Here is a 16,355-nt window from a genome sequence, read left to right as displayed (position 1 = left end):
CGGTCAAACCCTTTTTTCAAAGTTTTTGAAGAAAGTTGGATCGCCCCCCTCCGGCGGCATTTGGATCAGGCAAAGCGCGAGAATCCAACTGCTTCGCTCGCAAGCCTTGCTGCGCTCCCCTCATTCCACGTGGCGCCCAGTGCCTTCGCGGAGGTGCCGCCTGACGGGCGCAAGGGGCCTGGATGTCGCTGCCCTTCGCCTCGCGCCTTGCCCGCCAATCTGGCGAAACCCCCATGACGTCGGGCCGGCATCGCACGCTGCCGCCCGCGCGCTTGCGAATGAAACGGCTCCTGCGTCCACATCGGCGAGCTACAAGTCTGCCGCTGCGAGGGCGGACCGGTCAAAACTTCTCCCAGTAGGGTGGATCGCCGAAGCTCCTTCGCAGGCTTTCGCCAAGGGCGCGGATCTTCGCGGCAGCCCCATGATCGCGCGGATAGGTCAGGAACAATTCAGCGCCTTCGGCCGGCCATCCGATGTCGACTTCCTCCAGATGGCCCTTGTGCACGTCCTCATTGACGAAGAAGGACGGCAAGAGGGCCAGGCCGAGACCGGCGAGGGCTGCGTCGCGCATGACGAGACCATTGTTGACCCGTAGCACGGCTCTTGGCCGAACGACCGACCATCCCGAACCGACAGCGAAGCGCCAGTCGCCCGTTCGGTTGGCATAGAGAACCCCGCGATGGCGCTCGAGATCAGCGAGCGAATTGGGCGCGCCATGGGTCGCAAGGTATTCGGGCGATGCTACCAGGAGGCGCCGGCTCGTCGCCAGTCGGCGAGCGATCAGGCGCCCGTCCCCGACCGCGCCATGTCTCAGGACAGCATCGAAGCCGCTGGTAGCTGCGTCGACGAAGCTGTCATCGAGTTCGAGAGACATTTCGATGCCGGGATTCTCCTGCAGAAAGCGGGCAATGGCGGGGCCGAGGTGCAGAACGCCAAATCCGACCGGAGCGGAAATGCGCAGTGGCCCGGCGAGTTTGCCACTGCTCGCATCGAGCTCGGCCACCGCTTCCTCGATCTCTCGCAGGATGCGTCGTGCGCGTTCGAGAAACCCCCGACCGGCACCGGTCAGTGCAAGCCTGCGCGTGGAGCGCTGGAGCAAGGTGACGCCCAGAATTCTTTCCAATTCGGCGAGCCGTTCGCTTACCACCGACTTGGCCAGGCCGAGGCGCCTTGACGCTGCACTGATCGAGCCTTCATCGACGGTGGTGACAAAGGCAGCGATACCATCGAGCTTCATCATTGTTCGGATAATCCGTTATCGAAGTCCGGAATTGGACGCCTAGTTCGAACAATGAATGATCGGCATCTTCAGGTCCAGACAGCGAGAGCGACCTGGCACTCCCGGGATCCTTCCCGCTGGAAATCTGACCAGAGGAGACAGATCATGAATGAGCTTACCGGAAAGAATGTCCTAGTACTTGGCGGCAGCCGCGGAATCGGCGCAGCAATCGTACGTCGTTTCAGCGCGGCGGGTGCCTCCGTCGCCTTCACCTATGCCGGGTCACGCGATACCGCCAACAGTCTCTCGGACGAGACCGGGGCACAGGCGATCCAGGCGAACAGTGCCGATCGCGACGCCCTGACCGCGACAGTTGCAAGTCGCGGCGCATTGGACGTCATAGTCGTCAACGCCGGCACCCTCGTGCTGGGCGATCCGCTGACCCTCGACGCGGACGAGATCGACCGGATGATCGACGTCAATGTCCGCGCGCCCTATCACGCATCAGTGGAAGCGGCACGGCGCATGAACGATAACGGGCGGATCATCGTCATCGGTTCCGTCAACGGCGACCGCATGCCTTTCGCGGGCGGTGCGGCCTATGCCCTGACGAAGTCAGCCGTGCAGGGAATGGTGCGCGGATTGGCGCGTGACCTCGGCGATCGGGGAATTACGGTCAACAGCATCCAGCCGGGACCGACGGATAGCGAGATGAATCCGGCTGAGGGACCGATGGCTTCGACGATGCACAGCTTCATGGCGATCAAGCGTCACGCGAAGCCGGCGGAAATCGCCGAGCTGACAGCCTATATCGCTGGCCCCCACGGCGCGATGATCACCGGGTCGATGCAGACAATCGACGGGGGTTTCGGCGCGTAAAGGCGGATTGCAACCCGAAAGCTGGCGGCCGGTGCATCGCAAAGAGGCATCGGTCGCCTCCTGTCGAAGACTGTGCAGCGGACTTGTTCGCTTGCGATTGAGCCATGCATAGGCGACCCGCAGCGCTCTTGGTAACGAGCCAGATCGCCAAATGGACGAAACGCCAGAGCCTCTGGGGGAATTATCGGCTATCCGGGAAAGTTGCGGGAAGACCGGCTGGAGCGGTAGCGGGAATCCAATTGCTCAATTTTGCAATTGAATAAACGCCATTTTTCTTCTCTAGTCTGAATCTGGACCATCAATTGGACCATCATTAAAAAATTGTAAGTGGGTTCGGTTCCGAGGAGCGGAATCCAACGGCCCAAATCGACCGATTCGCGGGCCAATTTTGCCCCCGATCCTGGCGCCAGATTTGTGATCCATCTCGCCGCCAGAGCCGTCGTTCGCCGTCGCAAATTGGCTTGTCGGAAGCGGCCGTACATTCACGTCCAAGCCGGCGAACTGGAACGCCAGGGTCTGGGACTATCGCGACCGTCGACTCAGCGGCGAGCGCCCCGGGAAAGCTGGCGTTGGCTCTGCGGCGGCGCGAACCCAGGTCAGCGACCTGACTTGGGAACTAGCCGGCTTTCCGGCCAGGGGAGAAGATCTGGAGGAACCAGACATTTAACTGGGCCTACCGGAGCGACTGCATCGCCCGTGAACTGACAGGCGGCTGTTGGGGGCATGAGCAACGAAATAGCCGTCGCCATTCTTACCGATATTGCGCGAAATGGACCGTCAATCGCACCAGTGGATTTGGCCATCCCGCAGGATGAAGTGGCTGCGGCACCCCGAAGTGCGCCACACCGACGGCTCTACGGTTGCCGGCCCGCTAAGCCGCGCGACATGCCACCGCGGGTGCCGGGTACCGAAGAACCTCAAGTGTAGCGTCTCACCGCATCCGCACGGGCACAGCATGAAGCCAAAGGCCGGCCGGTCCGCCTGGACCGTCACGTATAGCCGCCGGGGCCTCAGCCTCGTTGGCCGGTCGGCGGTCGCGACGACCTTCACCCGAGGCTTGAGGCTCGAGACGAATCCGGTGATCCGGCGGCCGGCGGCCGGCAGAATCCCTCTGACGGAGGGCAGCCTCATGCCGCCCGGCCGATGCGCGGCAGCATCAGCATCGGCACGCAGTCGCCTCGACCCACATAAGGGGCGAGCAGATCGTCGGGTTTACCCTCGGGCCGGGTGACGGTGCGCCCGTGGCTGAACAGCAGTTTCTGGACGGCGAAGTCGGCGTTCGGCCTGGTCCGATAGGGATGAAGGCGCGCCAGCAACTCGTTCACCGCCGTGGCGGCCGCGGCCGTGTTGATGCTGATCACCGCCGGACTCTCGACCTTCGCCCCGCGGATATATCCGCGGCGGACCTGGTCCTCGTAAAAGGCTGGATCGGTCCGCCGAAGGTATTCAGCGCGCAGGTCCTCGTCTGTGTAGACGCCGCGTGACCGCAAGCTGGAGCCGCCCGGCTTGAGATAGTGGACGCCAGCTGACATGCTCGCGATACCTCCGGCCCCGTCGGCGTCAAGGCGCACCCCGATGTCGATGTAGGCCATCGAGTAGAATGTCGCGACGCGGTTGAGCACATCGCGGCCCTCGAACGTGTCCATGCAGCCGACGGCGACGTCACAGGTGGCGACCGCGGCGATCGCGTCAGGGTCGTCGATGCTCGTGTCCACCACCTCGACGACGGTGCCCAGCCCGATACCCTCTACGTACCGCTTCATCATCAGTGCTTTGTTCAGCCGGGCTTCGGCATGCGCGCGGCGGGATCCCCAGATCCGGTTGAGGTTCTTCTCCTCCACTACGTCGAACTCGATCAGCACGATCCGGCCCACGCCGAGTCTGGCCAGCATCTCCACGACCGGACTGCCCGTCCCGGAGACGCCGACAACCGCGATCGACATGCCAGCCAGGATATCGGCGGTGTGGTCGCCGAACGCCTGACGGTGTCGCAGGTCGAATTCGCTGCGCGGACCGCCTTCCGCGCAGGCTCCGTACAGGCGGATCTCGTCGCCGATAACGGCGACACGCTCTACCCGGTGGACGGTCCTGCCGCCCAGCATCGTCCGCGCGAAAACCTCGCCATCGGGGAGCATCACGGCGCTCAAGTGCGTGCCCGGGACCTTCAACACCACCGACGAGAACAGGTCCGCGTCGGAAGCGTCGTCCAGGCTCGAGAAGTCGCGGTGACCGGTCGGATGCGAGTGCATCTTCAGCACAGCAAGGTTGTCGCGGGCGGCGCGGGCGAGGATCTCTCGCAAACGCCGCGTGCGCCAGGTCACCGAGGTGACGCTACGCTCGGATTCGTCGTGGGGGATTTCGACGATGTCGTGGAGCGTGAACACCTGATGCGCGGCGTGACCGCCGCGGCCGCAGAGTGCAACGGCGACCGCCTCGAGACCGGTGCCGTCATAAAGGTGGGCGGCGAGACGACGATGCTGGCCGTCGGTCATCCTGATCGTATCCATGTCAAAGTCCTCCTAGCGCTTGCGAAGTTCGTGCTTCAGCCAACCGCGCACACGGCGCACGTGCGTGCCGAGCGTGTCCCGGGCCGAGTTCCAGGCGTAGTGGCGGGACCACTGCTGATACTCCTCGCCCTCGATCGTGAAGGCGCTGAGGTTATTGACCCGCTGCCCGTCGGCCCGGGCAAGCGGCGGCGAGAAATACGCCATGTCGATCGGGCCGGGCGGGTAGGTGTCGACCCGGATTGCGACCTTGGCCGAGCCGACGTTAAACCCGACCGGTATGGGGAAGTCGTGGATCACCACCCACATTGCCCCGCCGCTGCGGACGGTCTCCCAGCGATACTCGAGCGCATCGAGCGCCCGGGCATCGTCAGGACCGAGATCAAAGTCCCGGCGCATGGCGCTTAGCCCTCGCTCTCGTCGAGCGGGAAGGACTCGAACACCTCGATCCCCGGCTCGCCAAGGTCGACCTTCTCATCCAGCTCCAGCGACACGTAGTTGCCGCCGGACATGCGCTTCTCCAGCTCATACTTCTCGGCCGGTTTCTTGCCCGCCAACTCGAGCAGCTCGCGCGCCGTGATGTGGCGCTTCTCGACCACATAGTACTCGTGGTCGATCTTCACCCGGTATCGATGCGCGCGGGGCGGCGGGCGCTTGTCCCGACCACACTCCTCGATGTCGACGATGTCGATCTCGACCACCTCGCGACCGTCCTCGTGACGGACATCGACGTCGACATCGACCCCGACGTGATCGTGGACGATCACCACCTCTTCTTCGTTCTCTTCTTCCTTATTCATGCGTTCCATTACGTGTTCCTCGATTCGCCGACGACCGTGCCCGGCATCATGCTAAGTAAATTTAGCATCGCTAATTGTCAAGCTTACTAAGTCTCGCTTGATAAACTTAGCAAAATTGGTATCCAAGGCGAACCAGGGGATTTAGAATCGGGTGACCTATGAGCAAAAAACCAGAGGAGAACGACAGGAGTGAAACTTTCGGACGGTTTCTCAAAGACATACGCAAGTCGAGAGGTTTCACATTGCGCGACGTCGAGCGCATAACGGACGGGCAGATCTCGAACGCCTATCTCAGCCAGCTTGAGACGGGATCGATCGAGCGGCCCTCGGCGATGAAGCTGCACTGTTTAGCAAGCGCCTATGCGGTGGATTACAACACGCTGATGGAGAAGGCCGGGTTCATCGCCGAGTCCTCCACGCCCATCAACCGCGTGGCGACGTCCATCCTAGGTGAACTCACGCACGAGGAGGAAGACCAACTGCTCCAATACCTTTCCTTCCTGCGGAGCCAGCGAAAGTAAATGCTGCCGGACGACTCCTCGCTTCCCCAGGAGGACAGGGAGGAGGTCGCCCGGCTGGCGCGCCTCGCGCTCATGAACGCAGACGCACTCGGCGTATTCCCGACCCCGGTCGATGACATCATGGCGGCGGCGAAGATTGAGGTCGTGCCGCTGCACGTCGACGAAGGCCGCATCGCCTGGTTGCGTAGGCGCGCGGAGGCGGCCGGCCAAGCGCTGCTCTCGGCCCTATCGAAAATCTGGGGCGTTCTCGATCCCCTCGCGCGCATCGCCTACATCGATCCGGAGACGCCGCGCGAGAAGCTCCCCTTCCTGAAACTGCACGAGGGTGGCCACGCGTTGCTGCCCTGGCAGAGCGTCTTCGGCCACATCGAGGATTGCCAGAAGACGCTCGCCCCGGAAATCAAGGACGATTTCGAGCGGCAGGCCAACGTCTTCGCGTCGGACACGCTGTTCCAGATCGACGGTCTCGTCTGCGATGCGCGCGACCTGCCGTTCGGGATGAAAGCCGTCCTAGATTTGGCGAAGCGATACGGTGCCTCAATCTACTCCACGGCGCGCCGCTATGCGGCTACCCACGAGCGCGCCTGCGCCCTCGTAGTCCTCGACCCGTTCCAGATTCACCCGGACTTCGGCGTCATCGCCATGGTGCGCCGGGTCGCCACGTCGCGATCGTTCACCGAGCGGTTTGGTGGGTTCGTCTGGCCCGAGTGGTTCGGCGCACGCGAGGGCCTGGGCAGGCTAATCCCGAACAAGAGCATGACCCGTGCACGCGAGTTCTCGATGATCGACGCCAACGGCACGCGCTTCGAGTTCGTCGGCGAAGCGTTCAGGACGAGCCGCCACGTGTTCGTCCTCATCCACTGCATCGAGCGGCCAATCCAGAGGTTGATTTTGCCGGAGCGCCAACTCATCCTGCTCTAGATGACTGTGCAGATCACCGCCTACCTCCCGAGCGACGACGCCGAGACCTTCCTCAGCTACTCGAACTCGGTCGGCATCGACAAAAGCTCGCTGGCCAACCTACTCATCGTGCGCGAGCTGCGGCTGGATCGTCTCGGTTCGCTGTCTCGCTTCCGACACGGCCAACCAAGCGCCTCGTGCATCAAGGTGACGGCCCACCTGTCCGACTCCGCGATTAAGGACGCGTTTACCGCGTCGGCGGCGCGTCACAAGCTGCGGCCCGGCACCGCAGCGAGCATAATCTTCCGCGCCGAGCTGGAGGAGCGATGGCTCGAGCAATCACTGAGTCAAATTATGACTCAAATTGAGTCATAATTTGACTCATATCGAGTCAACACGTAACATCTTCTAAATCGCGTTGTTGTAGCGATCGGGGAAGTTAAGCTCGTGCGCCTCGCTTTCGCGAGTCGCCGCAAACAGGGAGCCTAGACATGGGAGCGCTGGAGCAGACTCCGTCCAAGTTCGCACTTAGTGATCTCACCATGCGCTCAATGATCGAGCTGGAGCGGTTCCGGGCTGGGCTCGACTACGAACCCGCAGTGCTCCTTGAGCTGTCCAGCGCACTGTTGGTGAGCGGATACGAGGACAGCAACGGCGCCACGTCCTTCGCGTTCATCGAACCCAGCCTCTACGAACCCTACGATCGCATCGTGCGCGACCAGGATGCGGCCGGCCAATCGACGGTCGTGCGGATCAGGACCTACATCCGGCACATGAGCGACGAGCTGTCGCTGGTTGCGAACGGTGACGCCGGGCCGGTGGAGAGCCTCATCCCCGCCTGCACGAGGCTGCATCGCGAACTGGTGCAGGAGATCAACTCGGAGGTCGCCTTTGACGTCAACGACTGGCCTTCCGCCCACGAAAACCCTTCGGCTCGCGTCCGCGCGGCGTAGGGTTCGCGCCTTTCTCGACCAGATCGCTGATCTGGAGCGAGCCGACTTCCCGCACGCCGACGGACACGAGGCGCTCCAGCTCCTCAAGCGCGAGTTCGCAACGCGACAGCGCTCGCTCGACCGGATCCCAGACACCGTCGCCGACGCAGTGGTCGACGAAGTGTGCGCCGAGACCAGCGTGTTCCTCGCCCGCTACACCGACATCCTCGGCTTCATCCTGCGCTCGACGAACGTCCGCAACGCCTTCGAGGTGCACTTCCCGCTGAAGCGGCTCGTGCAGAAGGTCATCTCGACCGATGCCAAATTGGTCATGTCGTCGGAATGGAACTTCGTGCCATTCACCTGGCCGATGAACCTCGACGTCCTGAGCGACTTCGTCCTGGTGGGCGGCCCAGCACCCGAATCGGGAAACGTCCTGATCATTCCGCTTGCAGGTCATGAGATCGGCCACTCGGCCTGGCGGCATGCCGGCGTGTCGATGAAAATCGGTGCGCGCCTCTTCGCTGCGGTCGAGACCGCGATCGACGGACTGCCCGAAGACCGAGACCGGATCGTCGCCGATCTCGGGCGCGTCGACCGCGACATCTCCTGGCTACAGCACGCTTCCTTCGAGTCCGCGCGCAAGCAGCTCGAGGAGATCTTCTGCGACATGTTTGCGCTCTACGTGTTCGGCCCTTCCTTCGCCTTCGCGTATGAATATTTCCTCGCGCCCGGGAAGAGCTTCCGCAGCGTGACCTACCCGTCGAGCCGCAACAGGGTGAACTACCTGCTGGACGGAGCGAAGACGCTCGGCCTTGAGATAAAGGGCGAGGAGCTATTCCTGAACTGGCAGGACTCCGGGACACCGGCGGGTATCCACGGCGACATCCTCCTCTTCGCCGACGTGGCGGTCGATACGCTCTTCCCGACCGTGAGGGACCTCGCCTTCGAGATACTCAAGCAGGCCGGCGTCCCTATGTGCGACGACGTCGTCATTCAGCGCGTTGAGACGGCCCTTGCCCACGGAGCGCCAGACGGCGGCGGCGCGACTCTGGCGGAGATCGTCACCGCCGGTTGGAAGCTGCTCCGCGCCAAGGGCGGCCTCGCCGGCGACGGTGACCAGAAGGAGTTGATCATGCTCAACGAGCTGATGCTCAAGTCGGTCGAGGTATCCGAGTTCAGGCTGAGGATCGAACATGCTTAGCGCCGAACAGATCATCGGCTCGCTCGGGGCGACAGGCGACGACAAGCTCACCATCGTCCCAGCGCCCGACGAGGCAGCGCTCCGCGAACGCGGCGCGACCTCAGTCGACCTGCGGCTCGGTCGCTGGTTCCGGTCGTTCAGGCAGACGAGCACCAAGTCGGTGTCGCTGGTGGCACTCCCCCCCGAAGAACAGACGGACGCGGCGCAGGAGTCGCCCACGAAGCAGCACTTCGTTCCATTTGGATCCAGTTACGTGCTCCATCCCGGCCGTTTCGTGCTGGGCGTTACCCTCGAGTGGCTGCAGCTGCCGCGGACGATTTCTGGTTACGTGACGGGTAAGTCATCGCTCGGCAGGCACGGACTCGTAATCGAGACCGCTGCCGGCCTGCACCCGATGTTCAGCGGCTGCCTGACGCTGGAACTCGCCAACGTCGGCGAAGTTCCGCTCGAGATCTATCCGGGCATGAATGTCTGCCAGATATTCCTGCACCGCACGATCCGCTGTGAGGCCGACAACCGCGGCGAGTTCTCGGGTCGGCGCAAGCCGACGCTTAAGGCGCCTAGCTTCGATCCCGTATTCGATCGCTTGAGAGAGGTGCCCGGGTGAGCGATGAACCAGGCGCGGACCGGGGCAGTTCGGATACAGCGGCTTAGTTGCCACAATTACTTCTAACATTGGAATGGCCGCTTACGGCATCTGATCCGAGGTTGTTGAACCGCTGAATTTAGGCACGTAGTTGAGGCGCCGGATCACTGGCGACAACGTCCGCTATACCGATTTACGCTCCCAAAAGGAAACTTACCGGACAGTCCCCAACCCTAGTCATGCCTTCCCCTCAGGGCGCCGCGCAGAGCTTGTCTACCGTTCACCCGTGGCCTCTTCCACCGATCCCAAGGTCCGCGCCGCCATCCATTCCGGCACATGCCAACGCGCCGGGAGCGAGCGAGCGATCACACCCGGCAGGAACGACCACAGCAGGATACCGGCGAAGAAAGCACCGCCGCCGATCCACATTTCCCGCTTGCGCTGATGGTCAGTGGAACGCGCTCTCACGACAATCCCGTCAATCCAGCCAATCGATTTGTGCAACGCGGCCCGCGCCTCCTCCATCTGCCGCTTGTCCTCGGCGCGCACGTCGGTGGCAGCCTTGTTCAGCTCCCCGACCATCGCGGCGGGTGTCAGCTTGACGGCAGGAGCCTGCTCGATGCGGTCGATGCCATCGAGGGTGGCGCGAAGCTGCTTGTTCATCGCCCCAAGCGTAGGAGTGTAGTCGGGTATCTTCTCGCGCGCGGCGGTGAGCCCCTGAATGGCGTTGTGGAGGAGGGATATCTCCTGCCGCAGGCTTTCAAAGGCCTGGGTGGGATTATCGGCGATGCCTTGCTGGCTGGGATTTTCTGTCATGGAAGCAAGCCTATATGCTGATACCCAGCCCGCGCGAGCGGCCGAGCCACTCCTGGAGGTCATGAGAAATTGACGCGCCCTTCTGGGACGCGAGACCGAGCTCGGCCGTGCGATTTCTGAGCAGCGACTCGAGCTGCGGGTCGCGATGAAGGGCCTTGGCCATATTGCCCATGTCCTCCTTGACGCTCCAGACACCCTCGTAATCTCCGTGCCGTTCGAACGCCTTCATCTGCCGTGACTTGCTCTGCCAATCAGCGACAAAGCGGTCCGCGCGATTGCTGGCATCAATGCGGATTTCGGCTTCGGCGACCATGGCCTGGATGGCCCGCGTGGTGCGTCCGTTGGCCGCCTCGCCGATGAGCGACGGATTCTTGTTCATGGCATTGCGCATGTCTTCCGCGCCGCCAGCGTGCAGCGCGTTGATGTCCCTGGCAGCCTCGCCGAACGCCTTGCGCTGATGGATCAGCAGTTCGTAGTCTTTCTCCTTCATGCGGATGATGTCCTGGGCCGCGCGGCCGTAGCGGGTCACCGCCTTGTCCAGCGGGCTCGGTCCGGGCCGCTCCAGAAACGGCGAGACGTTGAGGTTCAGTCCATCAAAGCGCCCGCGCTGCTGTTGCGGCATCTCTGCCGGTTTGTCGGGCACGCGCGCGGCGACATCGACGACCGGGCCGGACGGTAGCCTGAGCCCGTCGAAGATGCCGCGCTTGGGTTCGGCCCTGGGCACTGGTTCCGGCGTGCGGGCATAGTCCGATGCCATGTCCTTGCCGCGCTCGCGGCTGAGGGTGCGCATTAGCCGGTCCCGATCGGCAAAGTCGTCCTTGCCGTAATGCAGATCGACACTGTCCCGATGCCGCGAGAGCGCAACGTAGGAGGCATGACGATCAAGCCCGGGCGTTGCCAGGACATGGACGCTGTCCACGGTCATGCCCTGCGCCTTGTGAATGGTGGCGGCATAGCCGTGATCGATGTCGGCATAGTCCTTGAGGTCGAAGGCGATCTGTCGCCCATCATCGGTGCGCACGCGCATGGCGGTCTGGCTCACGTCTTCCAGGGTGCCGAGCGTGCCGTTCTTCACCTCGAGGCTGCGCTCGTTCTTGAGGAACATCACGCGGTCGCCCGACGCGAAGGACCGCTCGCCGCGTTCCACCTCAAGCCCGACATCCTCGCCGAGCATATTGGCGGCACGCATGCGCGTGCGCGCCGCCTCGTTGAGTTCGCGCACTTCGACGTTGGTGTGCGTGAGGATGATCCGGCTGGCATCGGGATTGGCCAAGCGGCCACGATCCCAGCGATCGATCAGGTCTTCGCGCGCTTGCTCGCGGGTTTCGGCGGCATGGACATGGTCAGCGTCCTCATAGGCCATCAGCGCTTCGTCCGTTCGGCCGGTGGCAAGCTGGCGCGTGGCATTACGCTGCCAGACCTCGGACTGGCGGCGAATGGTGGCGATCTCGACCGCACCATGCCGCTCGGCGATACTTCGGAACGAAGCGCCCGCCTCGATCGCCTGGAGCTGCTCGGGATCACCGACCAGCACCACCTTGGCGCCGCGCTTCTCGGCCTCGGTCATCACGCGCTCCATCTGGCGCGTGCCGATCATCCCGGCCTCGTCGATGACGAGGATCGATTTGTCGGTGAGCAGTTCGCGGTCCTGGCCCCACTGATGCTCCAGGCTGGCGATGGTGCGCGAGGCAATCCCTGAACCGCTTTCGAGGTTCTCGGCGGCAATGCCGGATAAGGCTGCTCCCTGTACCGAATAGCCTGCCGACTCCCATGCTTCGCGTGCCACACCAAGCATCGCGCTCTTGCCGGTTCCGGCATAGCCGATGACATTGCTGATATCGCGCCCGTCAGTCACATGCTCGAACGCGCCGCGCTGCTCGGGGGAAAGTACCATGCCGCGTGTCTGTGCATGATCCAGCGCGCGTTCCAGGTGGCGGTCATGAACGCCATGATGGCGCCGCGCATCGAGGGAAATGGTCGCGCGTTCCAGCCGCTGCTCTGTCTCCAGCATCGAGCGCGAGGTGAAGCGGTCATCGCCGCGCCCGTCCTTGCCGAGCCTGACCAGTTCAGGTGAGGACTTGATAGCCGCCATGACGTCATCGAACTGATCCTTGCCCTCGCTGTGCCGGTGCACGAACATGGCAAGGTCTCGCGTCGTGAACGTCGACTGCTGGTGGGTGATCGCATCGAGTGCGATTTCCGGATCGGCGAGCAGCTTCTCGCCGTTGGCCCGGGCAATGGCGTGGTGCTCTTCGAGCCGCTCGCTGGAGAGACCCTGCTGCGCCATGCGCGAAGCTGCGGGACCGATCTTGTGCTGCGGCTCCAGGTCGATGCCCTGCGCTTCAAGGGAGCGGTGATCAATCCGCGCGTCGATATCGAGCTGGGCCAGCCGCTCATTGACGTGTTCGGCCCAGGCCTCCCGCCAGTGGGTGAGGAGCTCGGTCTTGTTCCACTCGCGCACCTTGGCGCCGAAACCTTCCTCGGTGATTTCGCGCATGCCCAACATCACATGGGCGTGCGGCTTGGCGAGCCCGTCAGGTCCTATATCCCAATGGACATTGAGATCGGCGACCATGCCCCGGTCGACGAATTCGGTCTGGACGAAGTCACGGACCAGTTCGATGCCGTCGGCCTTGCTCATCTCGCGCGGAATGGCGAACTCGACTTCGCGGGCAAGCTGCGCGTCCTTGCGGATCTCCGCCGCCTCGACATCGTTCCAGAGCCGCTCGCGGTCGCGCCACTCCTCAGGCGCGCCGTCGGGCAGCATGACTTCGCTGTGCTTGACGCCCGGCTTGTTCGTGAAGTCGTGGTGCCGGTCGAGCCGGTCATCGCGGAGGCGCGAGGCCGAGCGGTACGCGGCCGAGGCCACCGCCGAGGAGCCGGCGGCGCGAGAAATCACTTTGGCGGAGAAGTGATAGATGGCCATAGGGCCAATCCATCTACACTACAAAGCGCACGTCGGCACGACGTATAAGCGCGCCCTCGAAAGATTTCATCAGTCTCGGGAACGCGAAATCTCAGGAGATTTCACGATGTTGTGACTAATCGGGAACCTCGATAACTGGGATGTCCTCGCCGATCAACGAAGGACATCCATCATGCGCAAACCCCGTGATTATGATGCCGAGCTAAAGGCTCTGAACGACAAGGCCAGGCAACTCAAAGCCCGCAAGCAAAGTCAGCTTGGCGAGCTGGTCCAGGCGACCGGTGCCGATGACCTGACCATCGAGGAACTGGCCGGGGCCTTGCTCGCAGCCGCGACTGCCGAACGCGCCGCACGGGAGGCGTGGCGCAAGCGGGGTGCCGCGTTCTTTCGCGGGGAGCGCGAAGTCGCTGGCAGCAGATTTGGCGGCGAGCCGGGCAGCGATGCGAAGGACGACGGCCGCGCGCAACCGCCTGCAGGCGAAGCAGGCGCGGCATGATCACCGAGACTGGCAAGTGAAGCGGCGCGAACGCACGCGGCATCTGATCGAGCTTGGTGGTCTCGTCATGAAGGCAGGGATCGTCGAACTCACCGACGATGATCGCACCGTGATCCTTGGGCTGCTTGTCGAGGCTGCCGCAAAGCTGCGTGGGCCGGATCGCGCGCAAGCGCTGATGCTCTGGCAGCGGCGCGGCAAACGAATATTCGCCAATGGGAGCTAGGAAACCGTCGGTTCGAACGTAAAGGCTCAATAGGTCGACTTCGCAAGCCAACGGGCCACGATAGGGTGCAGGCCAGCCACCACCGCGCCATAAAGTGGACATGCGATCTTCGCGATTTGCGCTATTCCTGAGGTATCGTCACCGACAGCGACGAAGACGCCCCACCCGACCAGGGCACCAATCAATGCAAACGCTGGTGCCGTGATCGTTGCCTTCGACGACGATACGCTATCCCCAATAGCCCAAGTCAATGGTGCCCCGATCAGCAGGGCGGCAGGGATTGCAAAAAGCAGCCCCATAAAGAAGCTCATGATCCCAAGTATCAGTAGAGCTACCAAGCCTGTCGAAGACGGCCCCAGCGAGCGGACTGTAAGAAAGGCGCAGAGCAACGCAGTCGACAACACCGAACCTGCAATGGCGGAGAGAAACGACGTCGCCAACGCGCGCCCAATGGTACGGCTTCTCTGCATCGCCTGCTCCTCGGCTCAAGCGAAGCAAACTGACCGTCAATTATCGACTTTTCGTTAGCGAGAGCAGGCAAGAACTCCATCATCATCTTCCCACGCACCCTTGATGGCTGGGATGCCGACGTCACGACTTCATTTGAGGCCGCAATCGCCTGTGTCCTGTGACCTGACCAACATGATCCATGAGGCTATGCAGCAACGCCCGCACTTCATCGGGTGTGAAGCCGCCATCGCTTGGCCGAGTGTCGCCGATGAGATGCATGCGGTTCCATTTCCAATACGGCGCGAGCACACGCGTCAGGCGCTCCGTCTCTTCACACTCGTAGCCAAAGCCGGTGGCATTGGCATAGGCCAGCGACCGGTCAACATGGAGACCGATGTGCTGGGCGCACCAGGTATCGGGAAAACCCACGTCCAGCAGATGGCATGACAAGGACAGTTGGACGACGATGCCGGTGAAGTACAAGAAGTCGGTCCATTCGCCCGGTGCGCCGGATTCAAGCGATCGCTGGAATTCTTGCGCGCGCTGATAGCGGGCACGGCTGAGGTCACGCCCTTCGCGGGTTCTCAGGAGCTGGAACGGCTCGCCGCCGTAAATCCGCCACAGCGCGGCAAGTTCGCCGTTATGGGCGCGATGTGCAGGCCTGACAGGCAGGCTGTGCTGGGATGAGGCAGGGGTAAGGTAGTCCATAGGCACCTCCGGTCCGCATCGATGCGGTTAAGCGGAAGATGACGAGACGGATGCGGAACAGTCCCGAACTCCCGCACGCTAGGCGCGGGAGCCGCCGGAGCTGGTAACATGCCAGAGACATGCGCCGCCGCCTTTAGCCCGAGGGCTTGGACATACGCGTCGGCACCCCGGAAAACAGAGTTTTCCGAGCTTGCTTCTCTGGCGGGATTACCAGTCCCGGCGCCGCCTTTTGCGCAGCGCCTCAACAGGATAGCAGAGGGGAGTCCACGCGCCAAGGGCGAGGCTGGTTCAACGGGGTAGAGGTGTTCGGTGGCGTGGCAGCCTTGCTCAAGAACGCGTGGCGAGGCTGCCGGTCATTTGCCCTGGGCGTGAGCCGCAAGGAATGCCTCGATCGAGGCGACCGGTACCAGTGTCATGGCATCGACCTTGATCACGTCGATCTTGCCCTGCTGGATCAGGGTATAGAACTTGGACCGGCTGATCCCGGTCATGCGGCACGCCTCGCGGATGCGCACGGTCAGGGGGCGGACGTCCTGTTCGTTCATTTGCCGGGTTCCTCCTGTGAGGTCCCAGTGTCTCGCAGGAAGTGGCGCCCTTACAGTGCCTTTTCGGTGCCAGCAGGTACCTTTTTACCGCCACTTCGGCCGCCCGATGGTAAAATTGCGGCATCGTGGCTTTGGACGATTCGCTCCTACTTTGGACATGAAAGGACCGCCGCCCGGCTTGCCGGGCGGCGGTCCGTCATCACCATGACCACAGACGCCGCCACCATGGTTCGGGCTCGCGGAGCGTGCGGAAGAAGATCGTGAGCGCTGTGGCAAATTCGGCCTGTACTTCATCGGCACTGATACCGTGCCGCTCGGCAAGCTCGGGATAGCCGATCTCCTCAAGACGCATGGCCCAGAAGATCGCACGTTGCAGGTCGGACATCCGGCGCAGGGCACGATGGCCCCGCCGCCGAAAGACACGGGGGGCAAGCCGGTCGGTCACGACCGAGCCTCCCCGCCCGAAAGGAGAAAGTCCGCCGCTTTGCTGGCAGCACTCGCTGCCCGGAAGATGGCCTTCTCGTCAGCCCGAAGAACCTCAAGCCAAGCGCCAATGTAGTCGCTGTGCCGAACCGTTGGCTGGATGCCGAGCGAAGCGCAGGAGAAGGCCGCTGCCATCTCGGCCACATATCCTGACAGTCCAGCG

At 63.0% G+C, this 16,355-nt stretch carries 21 protein-coding genes; 9 read left to right on the top strand and 12 right to left on the bottom strand.

Annotated features, from left to right (window positions below; translation table 11 throughout):
• Nucleotides 1-340: 340 nt before the first annotated feature.
• On the bottom strand, nt 341-1,240 hold the full coding sequence (locus tag J3474_RS22380; RefSeq protein ID WP_207095703.1) for a LysR family transcriptional regulator: 900 nt from the start codon (nt 1,238-1,240) through the stop codon (nt 341-343).
• A 144-nt stretch (nt 1,241-1,384) separates the two neighbouring features.
• Here J3474_RS22380 and bdcA point away from each other — a divergent pair, with 144 nt between their 5' ends.
• Complete coding sequence (bdcA, locus tag J3474_RS22375; protein WP_207095702.1) at nt 1,385-2,098, top strand: SDR family oxidoreductase; 714 nt, start codon at nt 1,385-1,387, stop codon at nt 2,096-2,098.
• Nucleotides 2,099-2,875: 777 nt separating this feature from the next.
• On the opposite strand, the gene J3474_RS23060 is transcribed toward bdcA, so the two are convergent.
• From J3474_RS23060 to J3474_RS22360, 4 genes are all read right to left on the bottom strand, one after another.
• Nucleotides 2,876-3,055: a DUF6527 family protein gene (locus J3474_RS23060; RefSeq protein ID WP_376706551.1), complete on the bottom strand. Its 180-nt coding sequence runs from the start codon at nt 3,053-3,055 to the stop codon at nt 2,876-2,878.
• Nucleotides 3,056-3,225: 170 nt separating this feature from the next.
• Complete coding sequence (locus J3474_RS22370) at nt 3,226-4,605, bottom strand: ThiF family adenylyltransferase (protein WP_207095701.1); 1,380 nt, start codon at nt 4,603-4,605, stop codon at nt 3,226-3,228.
• Nucleotides 4,606-4,617: 12 nt separating this feature from the next.
• Nucleotides 4,618-5,001, bottom strand: coding sequence for an E2/UBC family protein (locus J3474_RS22365; protein ID WP_207095700.1), 384 nt, complete (start codon nt 4,999-5,001; stop codon nt 4,618-4,620).
• A 5-nt stretch (nt 5,002-5,006) separates the two neighbouring features.
• The gene (locus J3474_RS22360) at nt 5,007-5,411 is read right to left on the bottom strand and encodes a multiubiquitin domain-containing protein (RefSeq protein ID WP_207095699.1); all 405 of its coding nucleotides are present in this window, start codon (nt 5,409-5,411) and stop codon (nt 5,007-5,009) included.
• Between the two features lie 149 nt (nt 5,412-5,560).
• On the opposite strand from J3474_RS22360, the gene J3474_RS22355 reads away from it, so the two are divergent.
• The 6 genes from J3474_RS22355 (at nt 5,561) to dcd (ending at nt 9,566) form a co-directional block, all read left to right on the top strand.
• Nucleotides 5,561-5,923, top strand: a complete 363-nt coding sequence (locus tag J3474_RS22355; RefSeq protein ID WP_207095698.1) for a helix-turn-helix domain-containing protein — start codon at nt 5,561-5,563, stop codon at nt 5,921-5,923.
• Nucleotides 5,924-6,844 (top strand): ImmA/IrrE family metallo-endopeptidase, encoded by a 921-nt coding sequence (locus J3474_RS22350; RefSeq protein WP_207095697.1) that lies wholly within the window; start codon nt 5,924-5,926, stop codon nt 6,842-6,844.
• Nucleotides 6,845-7,198: a hypothetical protein gene (locus J3474_RS22345; RefSeq protein ID WP_207095696.1), complete on the top strand. Its 354-nt coding sequence runs from the start codon at nt 6,845-6,847 to the stop codon at nt 7,196-7,198. It abuts the gene before it with no gap.
• Nucleotides 7,199-7,314: 116 nt separating this feature from the next.
• Entirely contained in the window at nt 7,315-7,776 is a 462-nt protein-coding gene (locus tag J3474_RS22340) for a hypothetical protein (RefSeq protein ID WP_207095695.1), read from the top strand.
• Nucleotides 7,715-8,959 carry a hypothetical protein gene (locus tag J3474_RS22335; RefSeq protein ID WP_207095694.1) on the top strand — a complete coding sequence of 415 codons (1,245 nt, stop codon included), beginning with the start codon at nt 7,715-7,717 and terminating at the stop codon, nt 8,957-8,959. Before J3474_RS22340 ends, J3474_RS22335 begins: the two co-directional genes overlap by 62 nt.
• Nucleotides 8,952-9,566, top strand: a complete 615-nt coding sequence (dcd, locus tag J3474_RS22330; RefSeq protein ID WP_207095693.1) for a dCTP deaminase — start codon at nt 8,952-8,954, stop codon at nt 9,564-9,566. Before J3474_RS22335 ends, dcd begins: the two co-directional genes overlap by 8 nt.
• A gap of 252 nt (nt 9,567-9,818) precedes the next feature.
• Here dcd and J3474_RS22325 read toward each other — a convergent pair whose 3' ends face one another.
• The gene (locus J3474_RS22325; RefSeq protein ID WP_207095692.1) at nt 9,819-10,361 is read right to left on the bottom strand and encodes a hypothetical protein; all 543 of its coding nucleotides are present in this window, start codon (nt 10,359-10,361) and stop codon (nt 9,819-9,821) included.
• Between the two features lie 10 nt (nt 10,362-10,371).
• Nucleotides 10,372-13,287 (bottom strand): Ti-type conjugative transfer relaxase TraA, encoded by a 2,916-nt coding sequence (traA, locus tag J3474_RS22320; RefSeq protein ID WP_207095691.1) that lies wholly within the window; start codon nt 13,285-13,287, stop codon nt 10,372-10,374.
• A 172-nt stretch (nt 13,288-13,459) separates the two neighbouring features.
• Between traA and traD the strand changes: the two genes are divergently transcribed.
• Nucleotides 13,460-13,783: a conjugal transfer protein TraD gene (traD, locus tag J3474_RS22315; protein ID WP_207095690.1), complete on the top strand. Its 324-nt coding sequence runs from the start codon at nt 13,460-13,462 to the stop codon at nt 13,781-13,783.
• Nucleotides 13,784-13,799: 16 nt separating this feature from the next.
• Nucleotides 13,800-14,006: a conjugal transfer protein TraD gene (locus tag J3474_RS22310; protein ID WP_305798469.1), complete on the top strand. Its 207-nt coding sequence runs from the start codon at nt 13,800-13,802 to the stop codon at nt 14,004-14,006.
• Nucleotides 14,007-14,032: 26 nt separating this feature from the next.
• On the opposite strand, the gene J3474_RS22305 is transcribed toward J3474_RS22310, so the two are convergent.
• The 5 genes from J3474_RS22305 to J3474_RS22285 form a co-directional block, all read right to left on the bottom strand.
• Entirely contained in the window at nt 14,033-14,476 is a 444-nt protein-coding gene (locus J3474_RS22305) for a hypothetical protein (RefSeq protein WP_207095688.1), read from the bottom strand.
• Nucleotides 14,477-14,597: 121 nt separating this feature from the next.
• Complete coding sequence (locus J3474_RS22300) at nt 14,598-15,164, bottom strand: hypothetical protein (protein ID WP_207095687.1); 567 nt, start codon at nt 15,162-15,164, stop codon at nt 14,598-14,600.
• A 353-nt stretch (nt 15,165-15,517) separates the two neighbouring features.
• Complete coding sequence (locus J3474_RS22295) at nt 15,518-15,709, bottom strand: helix-turn-helix domain-containing protein (protein ID WP_207095686.1); 192 nt, start codon at nt 15,707-15,709, stop codon at nt 15,518-15,520.
• Nucleotides 15,710-15,908: 199 nt separating this feature from the next.
• Nucleotides 15,909-16,154 carry a sigma factor-like helix-turn-helix DNA-binding protein gene (locus J3474_RS22290; RefSeq protein ID WP_207095685.1) on the bottom strand — a complete coding sequence of 82 codons (246 nt, stop codon included), beginning with the start codon at nt 16,152-16,154 and terminating at the stop codon, nt 15,909-15,911.
• The coding region (locus J3474_RS22285) for a zincin-like metallopeptidase domain-containing protein (RefSeq protein ID WP_207095684.1) at nt 16,151-16,355 on the bottom strand (205 nt) is incomplete at its 5' end. The genes J3474_RS22285 and J3474_RS22290, both read right to left, overlap by 4 nt.

The sequence above is a fragment of the Novosphingobium sp. PY1 genome (genome assembly GCF_017312445.1).
In the GTDB taxonomy this organism is placed as follows: domain Bacteria; phylum Pseudomonadota; class Alphaproteobacteria; order Sphingomonadales; family Sphingomonadaceae; genus Novosphingobium.
The sequence above is the reverse complement of the archived record's forward strand: the minus strand, read 5'-3'. Positions and strand labels throughout refer to the sequence as shown.

Bases quoted from the DNA above. Each gene is read 5' to 3' on its own strand.
- J3474_RS22380 (WP_207095703.1), bottom strand. From the start codon at position 1,240: ATGATGAAGCTCGATGGTATCGCTGCCTTTGTCACCACCGTCGATGAA.
- bdcA (WP_207095702.1), top strand. From the start codon at position 1,385: ATGAATGAGCTTACCGGAAAGAATGTCCTAGTACTTGGCGGCAGCCGC.
- J3474_RS23060 (WP_376706551.1), bottom strand. From the start codon at position 3,055: ATGCTGTGCCCGTGCGGATGCGGTGAGACGCTACACTTGAGGTTCTTC.
- J3474_RS22370 (WP_207095701.1), bottom strand. From the start codon at position 4,605: ATGGATACGATCAGGATGACCGACGGCCAGCATCGTCGTCTCGCCGCC.
- J3474_RS22365 (WP_207095700.1), bottom strand. From the start codon at position 5,001: ATGCGCCGGGACTTTGATCTCGGTCCTGACGATGCCCGGGCGCTCGAT.
- J3474_RS22360 (WP_207095699.1), bottom strand. From the start codon at position 5,411: ATGGAACGCATGAATAAGGAAGAAGAGAACGAAGAAGAGGTGGTGATC.
- J3474_RS22355 (WP_207095698.1), top strand. From the start codon at position 5,561: ATGAGCAAAAAACCAGAGGAGAACGACAGGAGTGAAACTTTCGGACGG.
- J3474_RS22350 (WP_207095697.1), top strand. From the start codon at position 5,924: ATGCTGCCGGACGACTCCTCGCTTCCCCAGGAGGACAGGGAGGAGGTC.
- J3474_RS22345 (WP_207095696.1), top strand. From the start codon at position 6,845: ATGACTGTGCAGATCACCGCCTACCTCCCGAGCGACGACGCCGAGACC.
- J3474_RS22340 (WP_207095695.1), top strand. From the start codon at position 7,315: ATGGGAGCGCTGGAGCAGACTCCGTCCAAGTTCGCACTTAGTGATCTC.
- dcd (WP_207095693.1), top strand. From the start codon at position 8,952: ATGCTTAGCGCCGAACAGATCATCGGCTCGCTCGGGGCGACAGGCGAC.
- J3474_RS22325 (WP_207095692.1), bottom strand. From the start codon at position 10,361: ATGACAGAAAATCCCAGCCAGCAAGGCATCGCCGATAATCCCACCCAG.
- traA (WP_207095691.1), bottom strand. From the start codon at position 13,287: ATGGCCATCTATCACTTCTCCGCCAAAGTGATTTCTCGCGCCGCCGGC.
- traD (WP_207095690.1), top strand. From the start codon at position 13,460: ATGCGCAAACCCCGTGATTATGATGCCGAGCTAAAGGCTCTGAACGAC.
- J3474_RS22305 (WP_207095688.1), bottom strand. From the start codon at position 14,476: ATGCAGAGAAGCCGTACCATTGGGCGCGCGTTGGCGACGTCGTTTCTC.
- J3474_RS22300 (WP_207095687.1), bottom strand. From the start codon at position 15,164: ATGGACTACCTTACCCCTGCCTCATCCCAGCACAGCCTGCCTGTCAGG.
- J3474_RS22295 (WP_207095686.1), bottom strand. From the start codon at position 15,709: ATGAACGAACAGGACGTCCGCCCCCTGACCGTGCGCATCCGCGAGGCG.